This is a genomic window from Streptomyces sp. GL_141 (genome assembly GCF_057834385.1).
Genome location: NZ_CM174402.1, coordinates 7,719,983 through 7,734,802 on the forward strand (window position 1 = coordinate 7,719,983; position 14,820 = coordinate 7,734,802).

Genomic DNA, 14,820 nt, shown 5'->3' on the forward strand with positions numbered 1-14,820 from the left:
CGCTGTGCCGTCGATGCGGCCCGAACGACACCGTCAACAGGGCCCGACCAGCACACCACCGGGGCGGGGAACGACCATGATGGGTCCGGCGCACTCACTGTCCGGGGCAGCGGCCTGGCTGGGGGTGGGCGCCGCGGCGGCGGCCTCCGGGCACCCGATGCCCTGGCCCGTCCTCGTCGTCGGCGCGCTCATCTGCGCCGGAGCCGCCCTCGCCCCCGACCTGGACCACAAGTCGGCGACGATCTCCCGCGCCTTCGGTCCGCTCTCCCGGGGCCTGTGCGAGGTGGTCGACAAGATCTCCTACGGGGTCTACAAGGCCACCCGGGCCCCCCGCGACGCCCGCCGCACCGGCGGCCACCGCACCCTGACCCACACCTGGGTCTGGGCCGTCCTGATCGGCGCCGGATCCTCCGCGATCGCCGTCACCGCGGACCGGTGGGGCGTCCTCGCCCTCCTCTTCATCCACCTGGTCCTCGCCGTCGAAGGCCTGCTGTGGCGGGCCGCCCGCATGTCCAGCGACGTCCTGGTCTGGCTGCTCGGCGCGACCAGCGCCTGGATACTGGCGGGCGTGCTCGACCAGCCCGGCAACGGCTCCGACTGGCTCTTCACCGCCCCCGGCCAGGAATACCTGTGGCTCGGCATCCCGATCGTGCTCGGCGCACTGGTCCACGACATCGGCGACGCCCTGACGGTCTCCGGCTGCCCGATCCTGTGGCCCCTGCCCATCGCGGGCAAGCGCTGGTACCCGATCGGCCCGCCGAAGATGATGCGCTTCCGCGCCGGCAGCTGGGTCGAGCTCAAGGTCCTCATGCCCGTCTTCATGCTCCTCGGCGGAGTGGGCGGAGCCTCGGCCCTCGGCTTCTTCTGAGGCCCGTAGCCTGGAGGGATGCCTGAAATCCATGCGCTCTGGCCCCTGGCGCCTTCCTCCGAGACCGACTGGCTGACGGAGCTCTGCGGGGACGGGACCCTCGGGTTCGCCCCGCCCCGCGGGCCGGACGCGGCCTGGGTGCTGAACGCGATGTACGAACACACCGGCCGGGTCCCGGGCATCTCCCACCACGAGGCGCGGCAGGCGGCCATCGCCGCGGGCGCCGTCGAACCCAGCCGTTTCGGCGACATCGACCTGGAAATAGGGATCACCACGGGTGGCGGACTGGGGCGCGCGGAACACCCGGGGCCGCGGTACCGCCGCCTGCGCTGGGCCGAGCTGTCCGCCCGCTGCGGGGACCCCCTGGTCCCGGAAGGGAGCTACCCGTCCCTGCACTGCTTCCCGTCCGCGAAACGGGATGGCAGCTGGCCCCTCGGTATCCGGCCGCCCACGGAAGGCAGCCTCGACCGCCCCACGTGGGACCGGCTGATCGACCTGCTCACCGCCCATGCCCCCGACGGCGCGCACACCCGCTGCCTGGCGTACTACAACCCGTTGATGCTGGCCGCCGTCGACTTCGACGCGCTGCACGTCCGTGCGGGCCGGCTCGGGGACGCGCACGCCCTCTACGACAACCCGGAGGCGGACTTCAGCCCCTCCAACCTGTGGGCCGAGGACCGCTCCTGGATCGTGTACACCGACTACGACCTCTGGGCCACCAAGGTCTGCGGCCCCCGCACACTCGTCGACGCGCTCCTCGCCGACCCCGAGATCGAGGCCGTCCGCCTGCCCTGGACCACGTAGGGAAGTCCGGGGGCAGGCGGCGCGGCGGTGGTCAGCCGTGCCAGGAGCGCCACAGGGCGGCGTACGCGCCGTCGGCCTCGACCAGGGCGTCGTGCGGGCCGAGCTCGGTGATCCGGCCGCCCTCGACCACCGCGATCACGTCCGCGTCGTGCGCGGTGTGCAGCCGGTGCGCGATCGCGATCACCGTGCGACCGTCCAGCACCCGGGCCAGCGAGCGCTCCAAGTGCCGTGCCGCGCGCGGGTCCAGCAGCGAGGTGGCCTCGTCCAGCACCAGCGTGTGCGGATCGGCCAGCACCAGCCGGGCCAGCGCGATCTGCTGCGCCTGCGCCGGGGTCAGGGCCGCCGCGCCCGAGCCGACCTCGGTGTCCAGACCGGCGTCCAGCGCCCGCGCCCAGTCCTCCGCGTCGACGGCGCCGAGCGCCGCCCACAGCTCGGCGTCACCGGCCTCCGTGCGCGCGAGGCGCAGGTTGTCCCGCAGGGAGCCCACGAACACGTGGTGCTCCTGGTTGACCAGGGCCACGTGCTCGCGCACCCGCTCCGCCGGCATCTGCGACAGCCGCGCCCCACCGAGGGTGATCTCGCCGGTCCGTGGCGCGTAGATGCCCGCCAGGAGCCGGCCCAGCGTGGACTTGCCGGCGCCCGAGGGCCCGACGAGGGCCATCCGGGTGCCCGGCGGCACCGACATCGACACCTGGTGCAGTACGTCGACGCCCTCGCGGTACCCGAAGTGCACCCGGTCCGCCCGGACGTCCCTGCCATCCGGGGAGACGGCCGCGTCGCCCGCGTCGGGCTCGATCTCCCGCACGCCCACCAGCCGGGCCAGCGAGACCTGCGCGATCTGCAGCTCGTCGTACCAGCGCAGGATCAGACCGATCGGGTCGACCATCATCTGCGCCAGCAGGGCGCCCGTGGTCAGCTGCCCCACCGACATCCAGCCCTGGATCACGCAGTACCCGCCGATCATCAGCACCGAGCCGAGGATCGTCACATAGGTGACGTTGACGACCGGGAAGAGGACCGTCCGCAGGAACAGCGTGTACCGCTCCCACGCCGTCCACTCCTTGATCCGCCGCTCCGACAGCTCGATCCGGCGCCCGCCGAGGCGGTGCGCCTCGATGGTGCGGCCCGCGTCCACCGTCTCGGTGAGCACCGCCGCGACCGCCGCGTACCCGGCGGCCTCGGACCGGTAGGCCCGGGGGGCCCGCTTGAAGTACCAACGGCAGCCGATCACCAGCACCGGCAGCGCCACCAGCGCGGCGAGTGCCAGCGGCGGCGCGGTCACCGCGAGCGCCCCGTAGAGCAGGCCCGCCCACACCACGCCGATGGCCAGCTGCGGGACGGCCTCGCGCATCGCGTTGGCCAGCCGGTCGATGTCCGTGGTGATCCGCGACAGCAGGTCACCGGTTCCCGCACGCTCCAGTACGCCCGGCGGCAGGCCCACCGACCGCACGAGGAAGTCCTCGCGCAGATCGGCCAGCATCTCCTCGCCGAGCATCGCCCCGCGCAGCCGGACCAGCCGCACGAACAGGGTCTGGACGCCGAGCGCCAGGGCGAACAGCAGGCCCACCCGGCCCAGATGGAGTTCGCGCGCCCCTTCCGAGAGCTGGTCCACGACCTGGCCCAGCAGGTACGGGCCGACCATGGAGGCGATCACCGCGACCGTGTTGACCGCCACCAGGACCAGGAAGGCCCGCCGGTGGCGGCGGAACAGGCCGCGCACGTAGCCCCGTACCGTCGCGGAGCTGCCCACGGGCAGGGTCGCGGCCGTTTCCGGGGCGGCCGGATCGTAGTCCGGCGGCGCCACGCCGATCATGCGGATTCCTCGATCTCTGTCAGTACGGATTCCAGCCGCGGGAGCCGCTGTTCTTCCCCGGTCCGCTGTTCTTCCTCGGTCTCGCGGGTGACGACCGCCCGGTAGCGGGGGTCGCCGTGCAGCAGCTCGCGGTGGGTGCCGCTCGCCGCCGCCTTGCCCTCGTGGATCAGGACGACCCGGTCGGCGCGGTCCAGCAGCAGCGGCGAGGAAGCCAGTACCACCGTCGTGCGACCGGAGCGCAGGGCCGAGATCCCGTCCGCGATCCGGGCCTCGGTGTGCGAGTCGACCGCGGAGGTCGGCTCGTCCAGCACCAGCACCTCGGGGTCGGTCACCAGGGACCGCGCCAGCGCCAGCCGCTGGCGCTGCCCGCCGGAGAGCGAGCGTCCGCGCTCGGTGATCCGGGCGTCCATCGGGTCGTCCACCCCGTCCGGGGCGGACTGCAGCAGGGCGTCCAGCACGTCCGTGCACTGGGCCGCGGCGAGCGCCTCCGGCGGTGCCACGGCTCCGGACGCCGGTACGTCGAACAGCTCGCGCAGCGTCCCGGACAGCAGGACCGGATCCTTGTCCTGTACGAGGACCAGCGTGCGCGCGGTGCCGAGCGCGAGCTCGTCCAGCGCGACCCCGCCCAGGAGGACCGAGGGCCCGGCCGCCGCGTCCATCGGGTGCCCGCCCAGGCGCTCGGCGAGCCGGCCCGCCAGGTCGGGGTCCCCGCACACCACGGCGGTGAACCGGCCCGCCGGGACCAGTAGTCCGGTCTCCGGGTCGTACAGGTCGCCGCCGGGGGCCGGGGCCCGCGCGGCCCCGGTGGCGACGACGGGCTCCGCGGCCGCCTCCGCCTCCGCACCGGCCTCCGTCTCCGCACCGGCCTCCGCCGGGGCGCCGGTCCGGGTCAGCGACAGCACCCGGGCGGCCCGTTTGGCGGAGGGACGGGAGAAGGAGTACGCCATGGCGATCTCCTCGAAGTGCCGCAGCGGGTAGAGCATGGTCGCCACCGCGCTGAAGGCGGCGACGAGTTCGCCGACGTCCAGCCGCCCGTCCAGGACGAGCGCGGACCCGTACCAGACCACGGTGACCAGCAGCGCGCCCGGCAGCAGCACCTGGATCGCGGAGATCAGCGCCCACATCCGGGCACTGTGCACCGCTGCCTCGCGGACCTGCTGCGAGGCCTCCCGGTAGCGGCCGAGGAACAGTTCCTCGCCGCCGATGCCGCGCAGCACCCGCAGCCCCGCCACGGTGTCCGAAGCCAGTTCGGTGGCCTTGCCCGCCTTCTCCCGCTGGACGTCGGCGCGCCGGGTGGCGCGCGGCAGCAGCGGCAGGACGGCCAGGGCGAGCACCGGCATGCCGAGGGCCACGACCACGCCGATGGTGGGCGCGTAGAACAGCAGGACGACACAGCCGATGACCAGGGTCAGGGCGGCGGCGAGGAACCGGGAGACCGCCTCGACGAACCAGCCGATCTTCTCCACGTCGCCCGTGGACACGGCCACCACCTCGCCCGCCGCGACCCGCCGGGTCAGGGCGGATCCGAGCTCGGCGGTCTTGCGGGCGAGCAGCTGCTGGACCCGCGCGGCGGCGGTGATCCAGTTGGTGACGGCCGTACGGTGCAGCATCGCGTCGCCGACCGAGATCGCGACGCCGAGCAGCGCGATCAGGCCGCCGACCCACAGCAGCCGGCCACCGTCGCCGTCCACGACGGCGTCGATGCCCAGGCCCACGGTGTACGGCAGCCCCGCGATGCCGCCGAAGTGCAGGAGCCCCCAGCACAGGCTTTTGGCCTGTCCGCCGAGTTGGCCCCGCCCCAGCCACCAGAGGAAGCGGGGGCCGGAGCGAGCGTCGGGTACCCCTGGGTCCGGATACGGAAGATCGCTGATCTGCATGACGCCCCATGACTGGTCGAGTGTTTCAAACCGTGCAAGGTTCGCGTTCCGGACCGGTCCGGGGCAATCGATTTTCCGGTGGCCACAGTGCTTCGCAGCAGGGTCTGCTCACCGGACGCGCCGAAGCGGGTCCGGTGTCCGCTGTCAAGGCACGAATTCCCGAGACATGACATGCGGTCTTTCGATCATGCCTAGTGGAAGGAAATTTCACTCCGCACGACGGCTTGGGAGAGACGCATGGCGACGAACCCCGATACCCTGCGCGAGATCGAGCGCTGGGCGTCCGCTGACCGAATGCCGGAGGAATCCGACGGCATTTTCCTCGCCCGGTCCATAACGGAACACGTGCGGCGGACAGGGAAGCATTTCCTTTCCGGTCGAGCGCTGGCGCGATGGGATGACATCAGGCGACGGCACGGGACGAACCGCCCGTTCCTCAGCGCCTTTCTCGACTGCGCCCTCGACAAGCACGAGGGGCGTTTCCAGAACCGCACCTACCTCGCGCTGCCGGTCCTGGAGCTCCTCCTGGACGACCGGCAATCCGCGCTGAACGCGGACCGGATGTCCACCCTGCTGATGGCCGACGTGGTCCGTTTCGAGATCGAGGCGGCGGCCGGGGCACCCGAGGTCCCCGGCCGGAACCGGCCGGATGCGGCGACGCTGAGTACGCGGTTGAGGCATGCCCTGCGACTCGTGACGACGGGGCTCGGTCAGCCGGAGGACGAAGGCCTTCCGTCGCGGCTGGCGCACACGCCCCGGTCCCGCCTCGAAGACCTGGTCGATCGCCTGCCCCGGCCGCCGGCGACGGACGGCGCCCGCTGGTTCGACCTCACCGTCCAGCCCGTCTACGTCGTTCATGACGAATACTTCTTCATCCGTGTCCTCCAGACCCACGAAATGAATTTCACCGCAATAGCGGCAGCCATGAAGAAGGTGATCGGGGCGCTGCGCGCGGGGAATCCGGAAGCGGCCGTGGAGCTGCTGGACCGCGCGATCGTGATGTTCGAGCGGGCCGCGACGCTCTTCCGCGTCGTGGCCACGATGAGGGCGGAGCAGTTCTCCGCCTTCCGGCAGTACACCCAGGGTGCCAGCGCCATTCAGTCCGACCAGTACAAACGGTTCGAGAGCCTGTGCGGTGTCCCGCCCGTACCGCGCCTGCAGTCGTCCGCATTCACGAGCGTGCCCGCCGTACGGGCCGAGGTGGAGGATCCCGGCCACGACACCGTCACCCGGGCCTATCTCGACCTCCGGAACGAGGGGCGTTTCGACCGCGCGCGGTGGAGCCGCCTCGACACGGCGATCAGCCGTCTGGAGAGCGGGCACCAGCGGTGGAAGTCGGCCCATCGCGGGCTCGCCGCCCGCATGCTCGGCGACGACCGTGGTTCGGGCTACACCGACGGCGTTCCCTACCTGACGCAATGCCTGGGCAACCGACTGTTCTGGCAACTGGACATGGGCCACCGGACATCGTCCCCTGATGCGTGAACCGTCCGTCATTGCGGCGGTGTTGCAGGTTCGTGGCCATCGGGGCGAGGAGGTTCCCGCAGGTGGGGCCGGGCTTCTACGGTCCGTCGGGAATCACGACCAAGGAGTGTCCCGCCATGCCCCTCGACCTGTCGGACGAGAGCCAGTACGACCGTGCCCGCCTGCGGCAGTGGGCGCGTGGCCGCGCCCGCTCCTCCGGGGTGGACCGCCGCGACCTGCTCAAGCTGTTCGCTGCGGGGGCCGCGGCAGGCTCTCTCGGTCTGGGTGCGGCCGGCACCGCCGAAGCCTCCGCACCGGGCGCGGCCGGGAGCGGGGCAGCCGGCGCCACGACGGCCGCTGCCGCGGCGCCCGGGACCGTGAAGCCGCTGCCGCCGGAGCTGTTCACCCTCCGGGGCACCAACGCGGAGACGAACTTCGCCGCCCTGCGCGGCACCGGCCACCTGACGCCCCTCGACCGGTTCTTCGTACGCAACCACACCGTCACCCCGCGCCTCGACGCGCACGACTGGCGGCTGAAGGTCTGGGGCGACGCCCTGACCGGCGGGCCGGTCGAATTCTCCTACGAGCGGCTGCGCGCGCTGCCGGCGGTCGAGCGGACCCTGTTCATCGAGTGCGCGGGCAACGGCCGCAGCTTCTACACCACCCAGCAGGGCCGGCAAGTGAGCGGGACCGCGTGGACCCTCGGCGCGATCGGCGTGGCACGCTGGCGCGGCGCCCGGCTGTCCGACGTCCTGAGGCGGGCGGGCCTGGCCCGCGGGGCCGTGGACGTGCTGCCCCGCGGGCTGGACGACGAGGTCATCACGAACGGGGTGAACCTGGGCCGGGTGCGGCGCCCACTGCCCGTCTCCAAGGCCCTGGACGATGTGGTCCTCGCGTACGAGATGAACGGCGAGCCGCTGCCGCCCGACCACGGCGGTCCGGTCCGCGTGGTCGTACCGGACTGGATCGGCATCTCCTCGATCAAGTGGGTCGGGGACATCGAGGTGAGCGGGCAGCCGCTCTACACGCCGTGGAACACCGACCTGTACCGGCTGTTCGGGCCCGACCAGCCGCCGCAGGGCAGTGCCCCGCTGACCCGCCAGACCCTCAAGAGCGCCTTCGAGCTGGAGCACGGCGCGACCGTGACCGCCCACCGGCCGCGGCTGCTGACCGGGCGCTCGTGGTCGGGCGCGGCGCCCGTGCACCGGGTGGAGGTCAGTACCGACGGCGGGGTCCGCTGGCAGCGGGCCCGGCTGCACGACGCCCCGCGCCGGGGCAGCTGGGTGCGCTGGTCACTGCCGTGGACCCCGCGGACCACCGGTCCGGCCGCGCTGCTGGCGCGGGCCAGCGACGCCACCGGCCGGACCCAGCCGGAGACCACGGCCCACAACACGCAGGGCTACCTGTTCGACGCGGTGGTACGCCACCAGGTGACCGTGGTCTGACAGTGGTCTGACAGTGGTCTGACCGGAGCGGCCGAGCGGGCTCCGCCACCCGCCCCTAGGGGCGGGTGGCGCGCTCCAGTTCCAGCAGCGCCGAGTAGTAGCTGCGGCCCGTGGCCCGGTCCATGCCCACCTCGCACATCCGGTTCGCCGACAGGTGCGCGTCGAATTCCCGCGCCGTCACCTCGGCGGCCTCGCGCGCCGTCGCCGACTCCGTCAGCTCCGGGTGCAGCATGCCGCGGTCGCCCGCGAAGGCGCAGCACCCCGCGTCGTACGGGACCACCACCTCGTCGGCGCAGGCCTCGGCCACCTTCCGCAGCTGTGCCTCGTCGTCCAGGTGCCGCATCGAACAGGTGGGGTGGAGCACCGCCGAGCCCACCGTGCGCCGGACCTCCAGGTGCGGCAGGAGCTCCTCGGCCGCCCAGACGATGGAGTCGACGATCCGCAGGTCGGCATGGAGCGCGCGGTTGTCGTCCGTCAGGTACGGGACCACCTCGTGCGCGATGCCGAGGGTGCAGGAGGACGCGTCGACCACGAGCGGCAGCCGCCCGCCGGCCGTCCAGCCCCAGGCGGCCTCCACGATCCGGTTGGCCATCACGCGATTGCCGGCGTCGTACCCCTTGGAGTGCCAGATCGTCGCGCAGCAGGTGCCCCGGACGTCCCCGGGGATCCACACCGGCCTGCCCGCCCGCTCCGACACCGCCACCACGGCCTCGGGCAGGGAGGGCCCGGACGCGGCGTCGGGGCCGCCGAAGATCCGGTTGACGCAGGCCGGGTAGTAGACCGCGGCGGCGCCCACACGCCGGGTGGCGGGCAGTTTGCCGGCCGCGGCGCCGGGGACCTGCGGCAGCCACTCCGGGACCAGGTCGGGCCGTACGGCCTTGCGCGCGGCCCCCGTCACGGCCCGCAGGATCCGGTCCCCGACGGCGTCGGTGATCTTGTCGGCGGCGGCCACGGCCAGCCGCGCGGCCACTTCGACGGCGCCGAACCGCAGGGCGGCGAGCTCGGCCGCGCGCTCCTCGCGCGGGCTGTGCCGGCGATGGCGGAAGTCCTTCATCAGGGCGCCGGTGTCGATGCCGACCGGGCAGGCGAGTTTGCAGGTGGAGTCGCCGGCGCAGGTGTCCACGGCGTCGTACCCGTACGCGTCGAGCAGACCGTCGAGGACGGGGGAGCCGGGCTTCTGGCGCATCATTTCCCGGCGCAGCACGATCCGCTGGCGCGGGGTGGTCGTCAGGTCCTCGCTGGGGCAGGTCGGTTCGCAGAACCCGCACTCGATGCAGGGGTCGGCGACGGCCTCCACCTGCGGGATCGTCTTGAGGCCGCGCAGATGCGCCTGGGGATCGCGGTCCAGGAGGATCCGCGGGGCGAGCACCAGGTCCGGGTCGATGACCCGCTTGGTGCGCCACATCATCTCGGTGGCCCGGGACCCCCACTCCAGTTCCAGGAAGGGGGCCATGTTGCGGCCGGTGGAGTGCTCGGCCTTCAGAGAGCCGTCGAAGCGCTCCACGGTGAGCCGGCAGAAGGCCTCCATGAACGCGGCGTACCGCTCCACGTCCGCGGGCCGGGCGGCGTCGAAGGCGAGCAGGAAGTGCAGGTTCCCGTGGGCGGCGTGGCCGGCGACGGCGGCGTCGAAGCCGTGCTCCGCCTGGAGTTCGAGGAGGGCCTCGCAGGCCTCGGCCAGCCGGGACGGGGGGACCGCGAAGTCCTCGGTGATCAGGGTGGTGCCGGAGGCGCGGGCGCCGCCGACGGCGGTGACGAAGGCCTTGCGGGCCTTCCAGTAGCCGGAAATGGTCTTGGCGTCGCGGGTGAAGGCATTGGTCACCGAGGCCACCGGGGTCACCAGGTCCAGCCCGGCCAGCACCTCGGCGGCCCGCCGCTCGTACTCCGCGCGGCCGGCCTCGTCGGGGGCCCGGAACTCCACCAGCAGTGCGGTCGTGTCCTTGGGCAGGGCGGCCCAGTCGGCGGGGACGCCCGCGACGCTCACGGAGGCGCGCAGGGTGTTGCCGTCCATCAGCTCGACGGCCAGCGCCCCCGCCTCGTTGAAGAGCGGTACGGCGGCGGCCGCGGCGGGCAGCGAGGGGAAGAAGAGCAGGGCGCTGGTGAGCTCGCGGTCCAGCGGCAGCGTGTCGAAGACGACCTCGGAGATGAAGCCGAGCGTGCCCTCGGAGCCGACCATCAGCCCGCGCAGGATCTGCACCGGGGTGGCGCCGTCGAGGTAGGCGTCGAGGCGGTAGCCGGTGGTGTTCTTGATCTTGTACTTGGCCCGGATGCGGGCGACGAGCTCCGGATCGGCCTCGATCTCCTTCTTGATCTCCATCAGGCCGTGGCACAGGGCGGGCTCGGCGTGCTCCAGCTCCTCGTCTGCGAGTGGATCGGCGGTGTCCACGACGGTGCCGCTCGGCAGGACGAAGGTGAGGGAGGACAGGGTGCGGTACGAGTTCCTCGTGGTGCCCGCGGTCATGCCCGAGGCGTTGTTCGCGACGACTCCGCCGAGGGTGCAGGCGATGGCGCTGGCCGGGTCCGGGCCGAGGACCCGGCCGTGCCGGGCGAGCGCGGCGTTGGCGCGCACGACCGTGGTGCCGGGCTGGATCCGGGCCCGCAGGCCCGCTTCGAGCACCTCGACCCCGGCCCAGTGGCGGCGGACGTCGACCAGGATGTCCTCGCCCTGGGCCTGACCGTTGAGCGAGGTCCCGGCGGCCCGGAAGACCACCTCGCGCTGCTTGCCGTGGGCGTAGGACAGGACGGCGGAGACGTCGTCGATGTCCTCGGCGATCACGACGACCTGCGGCAGGAACCGGTACGGGGAAGCGTCGGAGGCGTAGCGGACCAGGTCGGAGACGCCCGAGAGCACCTTGTCGGCGCCCAGCAGCTCGGTCAGCTCGCTCCGCAGCGGCTCCGGGGTGCCCGTCGAGGCGCGGTCGGGCACCCGGTCGGGGGCGGGGCCGCTGAGGGTGCGCGGGCGCAGGGCCCCCGGCTTCGGTTCCAGCAGTGGCATCTGCAGCCCCTCAACTCGCGCCGTGTCGGTTGTTCTCACTCGTTCGGCGCAGCCCCGGCCCGGTCCCGGCCGGACCGTCGCCCGTCAGCAGCCGTGCTCCGCCGGAGCGTCCGCCAGAGCGTTCAGCAGGCCGCCGAGCACCTCGCGCTGATCGGCGGTCAATGGAGCCAGGATCTCCTCCGCGGCTCCGGTTCGCGCGTTGCGCAGGCGGCGCAGCGTGGCGCGGCCGGTGTCGGTGAGCTCGATCCTTATGACACGGCGGTTCGCCGGGTCGGGCACGCGGCGGACGCAGTCGGCGCTCTCCAGGCCGTCGACCAGCGTGGTCACGGCACGGGGCACCACCTCCAGGCGGGCGGCGAGGTCCGCCATCCGGGGCGGCCGCGCCGCGGAGAGGTGGGCGACGGTGCGCAGCAGCCGGGACTGGGCCGGGGTGATGCCGAGCGGCTCCAGATGGCGCTTCTGGATGCGGTGGAGCCGCCGGGTCAGGCGGAGCAGCTGCTCGGCGAGCACGCCGTCGGTCGTGTCGGCGCTGTCGGCGGCGCCGGAGCCCTGGCTGCTGTCGGTCTCGGAAGCGGTGCTCATGCTGCGGTCCTCATAATGGGAACGATATCAGGACCAGATTCATTGTGAGTATAGGTAACAATGAGCTATGCTCATTCGAGTCTCGTCACCTGTCATGAAGGAGGCCCATGCGCCCCAAAGAACCCGAGTGGGAACCCTCGAAAGAATCCCTCGACCCCAGCGGCCCCGCGCCGGACGAGCGGCCGCGCGAGCTGCGCCGCATCGTCGGTCTCTTCCGGCCCTACCGGGGCCGCCTCGCCGTCGTCGGCGTGCTCGTCGCCGCCTCCTCGCTGGTCGGAGTCGCCACCCCCTTCCTGCTGAAGGAGGTCCTCGACGTCGCGATCCCGCAGGGCCGGACCGGGCTGCTCAGCCTGCTCGCCCTCGGCATGATCGCGACCGCGGTCGTCACCAGCATCTTCGGCGTGCTCCAGACCCTGATATCCACCACCGTCGGCCAGCGCGTCATGCACGATCTGCGCACCGCCGTCTACGCACAGCTCCAGCGGATGCCGCTGGCCTTCTTCACCCGTACGCGCACCGGCGAGGTGCAGTCCCGCATCGCCAATGACATCGGCGGCATGCAGGCCACGGTCACCTCCACGGCGACCTCCCTCGTCTCGAACGCGACGGCCGTCATCGCCTCCGTCGTCGCGATGCTCGCGCTCGACTGGCGGCTCACGCTCGTCTCGCTCGCCCTGCTGCCCGTCTTCGTGTGGATCAGCCGCCGCGTCGGCGGCGAGCGCAAGAAGATCACCGCGCAGCGCCAGAAGCAGATGGCCGCGATGGCCGCGACGGTCACCGAGTCCCTGTCGGTCAGCGGCATCCTGCTCGGCCGCACGATGGGCCGCGCCGATTCGCTCACCACCTCCTTCGCGGAGGAGTCCGAGAAGCTCGTCGACCTCGAAGTGCGCTCCAGCATGGCCGGGCGCTGGCGGATGTCCACCATCGGCATCGTCATGGCCGCCATGCCCGCGCTCATCTACTGGGCGGCCGGCATAGCCCTGCAGACCGGTGCCCCCTCGCTGTCGGTCGGCACCCTCGTCGCCTTCGTCACCCTCCAGCAGGGCCTGTTCCGGCCCGCCGTGAGCCTCCTGTCGACCGGCGTGCAGATCCAGACCTCCCTGGCGCTCTTCGCCCGCATCTTCGAGTACCTCGACCTGCCGGTGGACATCACCGAGCGGGAGAAGCCCGTCCGCCTCGACCGCGCCAAGGGCGAGGTCCGCCTGGAGGACGTCCACTTCGCCTACGACGCCAAGAGCGGCCCGACGCTGACGGGCATCGACATCACGGTCCCGGCCGGCGGTTCCCTCGCGGTGGTCGGCCCGACCGGATCCGGCAAGAGCACCCTGAGCTACCTCGTGCCCCGGCTCTACGACGTCACCGGCGGCCGGGTCGCCCTCGACGGGGTGGACGTGCGCGACCTCGACTTCGACTCCCTGGCCCGCTCCATCGGAGTGGTCTCCCAGGAGACCTACCTCTTCCACGCCTCCGTCGCCGACAACCTGCGCTTCGCCAAGCCGGACGCCACCGACGAGGAGATAGCGGAAGCGGCCCGCGCGGCCCAGATCCACGACCACATCGAGTCCCTGCCCGACGGGTACGACACCCTGGTCGGCGAGCGGGGCTACCGGTTCTCCGGCGGCGAGAAGCAGCGCCTGGCCATCGCGCGCACCATCCTGCGCGACCCGCCGGTGCTGATCCTCGACGAGGCCACCAGCGCCCTGGACACCCGCACCGAGCACGCCGTGCAGCGCGCCATCGACAACCTCTCGCAGGGCCGCACGACCATCACCATCGCCCACCGCCTCTCCACCGTCCGCGACGCCGACCAGATCGTGGTGCTCGACGGAGGCCGGATAGCGGAGCGCGGCACCCACGAGGAACTGCTGAAGGCCGACGGCCGGTACGCCGCCCTCGTCCGCCGCGACCAGGAGAGCGCGCTCAAGCCGGAGACGCCGGCGTCCGGCGGGCTCCTCGGGGCGGTCGGTTCCGAGATGCGCAAGGCGGATCTGCTCAAGCCCGGGACGTTCAAGCCGGACACCCTGCGCGGCACCCAGCCGACCCCGGTGAACGTGTGATCGTATGACCGGCACACGGGTCGGATGCCGGGAATCAGGCGGTTCGCGGGTTAGCGTGCCCGCATGCGTCATGAGAACCGGCCGCCGTCACCGCGCCGTTCCCGGCTCACCCGCCGGGGCAGGCTGGCGCTCTTCCTCGGCACCGTCCTCGGGCTCGGGGCAGCCCTCCTGATCCCCCTGCTTCCCGGGGAGCAAGCGCCCGAGAAGCCGCGCCAACTGCTGATCCCCGAAGGCTGGCGGGCCCCACAGGTCTACGCCGCCATCGACCGCGAACTGAAACTCCCGGCCGGCTCCACCAAGGCCGCGGTCGCCACGACCGCCCTGCCCCTGCCCGCCGAGGCGAAGGGCAACCCCGAGGGGTACCTCTTCCCGGCCACCTATCCGGTGACCTCGCAGTCCACCCCGGCCTCGCTGCTCACGTACATGGTCGAGACGGCCAACAAGAGCCTCGCCACCCGGGCCGTCGCGGACGGCGGCAAGGCCCACGGGATGACCCCGTACCAGACGGCCACCCTCGCGAGCATCATCGAGGCGGAGGCCGAGACCCGCGGGGACATGGGCAAGGTCGCCCGCGTGGTGCACAACCGGCTGGCGAGATCGATGCCGCTCCAGATGGACTCCACCATCAACTACGCGCTGAACCGTTCCACGGTGGACACCAAGCTGAGCGAGACGAAGATCGACAGCCCCTTCAACACGTACGAACGCCAGGGCCTGCCGCCCACCCCCATCGACAGTCCCGGTCTGCAGGCCATGGCGGCCGCGGTGGCCCCGACCCCCGGAGACTGGCTCTTCTTCGTCACCGTGAAACAGGGAGACACCCGCTTCTCGGCGACGTACGAGGAGCACAAACGGCACGTGGCCGAGTTCAACCGGATCCGGGCGACCTCGCGCGCGGCCTGAGCGGCCGGGCGGGCG

General features: G+C 72.4%; 10 protein-coding genes. 6 read left to right on the forward strand and 4 right to left on the reverse strand.

The features are described 5' to 3' along the window. Positions 1 to 76 precede the first annotated feature (76 nt). Together AC3IX6_RS34435 and AC3IX6_RS34440 are read left to right on the forward strand one after the other, a co-directional pair. Positions 77 to 868 carry a metal-dependent hydrolase gene (locus AC3IX6_RS34435; protein ID WP_489367188.1) on the forward strand — a complete coding sequence of 264 codons (792 nt, stop codon included), beginning with the start codon at positions 77 to 79 and terminating at the stop codon, positions 866 to 868. 18 nt (positions 869 to 886) lie between these two features. Beyond that, positions 887 to 1,672, forward strand: coding sequence for a hypothetical protein (locus AC3IX6_RS34440; RefSeq protein ID WP_489367189.1), 786 nt, complete (start codon positions 887 to 889; stop codon positions 1,670 to 1,672). Between the two features lie 31 nt (positions 1,673 to 1,703). On the opposite strand, the gene AC3IX6_RS34445 is transcribed toward AC3IX6_RS34440, so the two are convergent. Further along, positions 1,704 to 3,485: an ABC transporter ATP-binding protein gene (locus AC3IX6_RS34445; RefSeq protein ID WP_489367190.1), complete on the reverse strand. Its 1,782-nt coding sequence runs from the start codon at positions 3,483 to 3,485 to the stop codon at positions 1,704 to 1,706. Continuing rightward, positions 3,482 to 5,362: an ABC transporter ATP-binding protein gene (locus AC3IX6_RS34450; protein ID WP_489367191.1), complete on the reverse strand. Its 1,881-nt coding sequence runs from the start codon at positions 5,360 to 5,362 to the stop codon at positions 3,482 to 3,484. The genes AC3IX6_RS34445 and AC3IX6_RS34450 overlap by 4 nt, the downstream gene beginning before the upstream one ends. A gap of 237 nt (positions 5,363 to 5,599) precedes the next feature. Here AC3IX6_RS34450 and AC3IX6_RS34455 point away from each other — a divergent pair, with 237 nt between their 5' ends. Then, the gene (locus AC3IX6_RS34455) at positions 5,600 to 6,847 is read left to right on the forward strand and encodes a tryptophan 2,3-dioxygenase family protein (protein ID WP_489367192.1); all 1,248 of its coding nucleotides are present in this window, start codon (positions 5,600 to 5,602) and stop codon (positions 6,845 to 6,847) included. A 116-nt stretch (positions 6,848 to 6,963) separates the two neighbouring features. Further along, positions 6,964 to 8,271, forward strand: a complete 1,308-nt coding sequence (locus AC3IX6_RS34460) for a sulfite oxidase (RefSeq protein WP_489367193.1) — start codon at positions 6,964 to 6,966, stop codon at positions 8,269 to 8,271. A 55-nt stretch (positions 8,272 to 8,326) separates the two neighbouring features. On the opposite strand, the gene AC3IX6_RS34465 is transcribed toward AC3IX6_RS34460, so the two are convergent. Together AC3IX6_RS34465 and AC3IX6_RS34470 are read right to left on the reverse strand one after the other, a co-directional pair. Next, complete coding sequence (locus AC3IX6_RS34465; RefSeq protein ID WP_489367194.1) at positions 8,327 to 11,263, reverse strand: FAD-binding and (Fe-S)-binding domain-containing protein; 2,937 nt, start codon at positions 11,261 to 11,263, stop codon at positions 8,327 to 8,329. 84 nt (positions 11,264 to 11,347) lie between these two features. Further along, complete coding sequence (locus AC3IX6_RS34470) at positions 11,348 to 11,845, reverse strand: MarR family winged helix-turn-helix transcriptional regulator (RefSeq protein WP_489367195.1); 498 nt, start codon at positions 11,843 to 11,845, stop codon at positions 11,348 to 11,350. Positions 11,846 to 11,952: 107 nt separating this feature from the next. On the opposite strand from AC3IX6_RS34470, the gene AC3IX6_RS34475 reads away from it, so the two are divergent. Together AC3IX6_RS34475 and mltG are read left to right on the forward strand one after the other, a co-directional pair. After that, positions 11,953 to 13,902: an ABC transporter ATP-binding protein gene (locus tag AC3IX6_RS34475; protein ID WP_489367196.1), complete on the forward strand. Its 1,950-nt coding sequence runs from the start codon at positions 11,953 to 11,955 to the stop codon at positions 13,900 to 13,902. Positions 13,903 to 13,965: 63 nt separating this feature from the next. Further along, the gene (mltG, locus tag AC3IX6_RS34480) at positions 13,966 to 14,805 is read left to right on the forward strand and encodes an endolytic transglycosylase MltG (protein ID WP_489367197.1); all 840 of its coding nucleotides are present in this window, start codon (positions 13,966 to 13,968) and stop codon (positions 14,803 to 14,805) included. Positions 14,806 to 14,820 lie beyond the last annotated feature (15 nt).

Coding starts and splice junctions, on each gene's coding strand:
- AC3IX6_RS34460 (WP_489367193.1), top strand. CDS start 6,964: ATGCCCCTCGACCTGTCGGACGAGAGCCAGTACGACCGTGCCCGCCTG.
- AC3IX6_RS34440 (WP_489367189.1), top strand. CDS start 887: ATGCCTGAAATCCATGCGCTCTGGCCCCTGGCGCCTTCCTCCGAGACC.
- AC3IX6_RS34470 (WP_489367195.1), bottom strand. CDS start 11,845: ATGAGCACCGCTTCCGAGACCGACAGCAGCCAGGGCTCCGGCGCCGCC.
- AC3IX6_RS34465 (WP_489367194.1), bottom strand. CDS start 11,263: ATGCCACTGCTGGAACCGAAGCCGGGGGCCCTGCGCCCGCGCACCCTC.
- AC3IX6_RS34455 (WP_489367192.1), top strand. CDS start 5,600: ATGGCGACGAACCCCGATACCCTGCGCGAGATCGAGCGCTGGGCGTCC.
- AC3IX6_RS34435 (WP_489367188.1), top strand. CDS start 77: ATGATGGGTCCGGCGCACTCACTGTCCGGGGCAGCGGCCTGGCTGGGG.
- AC3IX6_RS34445 (WP_489367190.1), bottom strand. CDS start 3,485: ATGATCGGCGTGGCGCCGCCGGACTACGATCCGGCCGCCCCGGAAACG.
- AC3IX6_RS34475 (WP_489367196.1), top strand. CDS start 11,953: ATGCGCCCCAAAGAACCCGAGTGGGAACCCTCGAAAGAATCCCTCGAC.
- mltG (WP_489367197.1), top strand. CDS start 13,966: ATGCGTCATGAGAACCGGCCGCCGTCACCGCGCCGTTCCCGGCTCACC.
- AC3IX6_RS34450 (WP_489367191.1), bottom strand. CDS start 5,362: ATGCAGATCAGCGATCTTCCGTATCCGGACCCAGGGGTACCCGACGCT.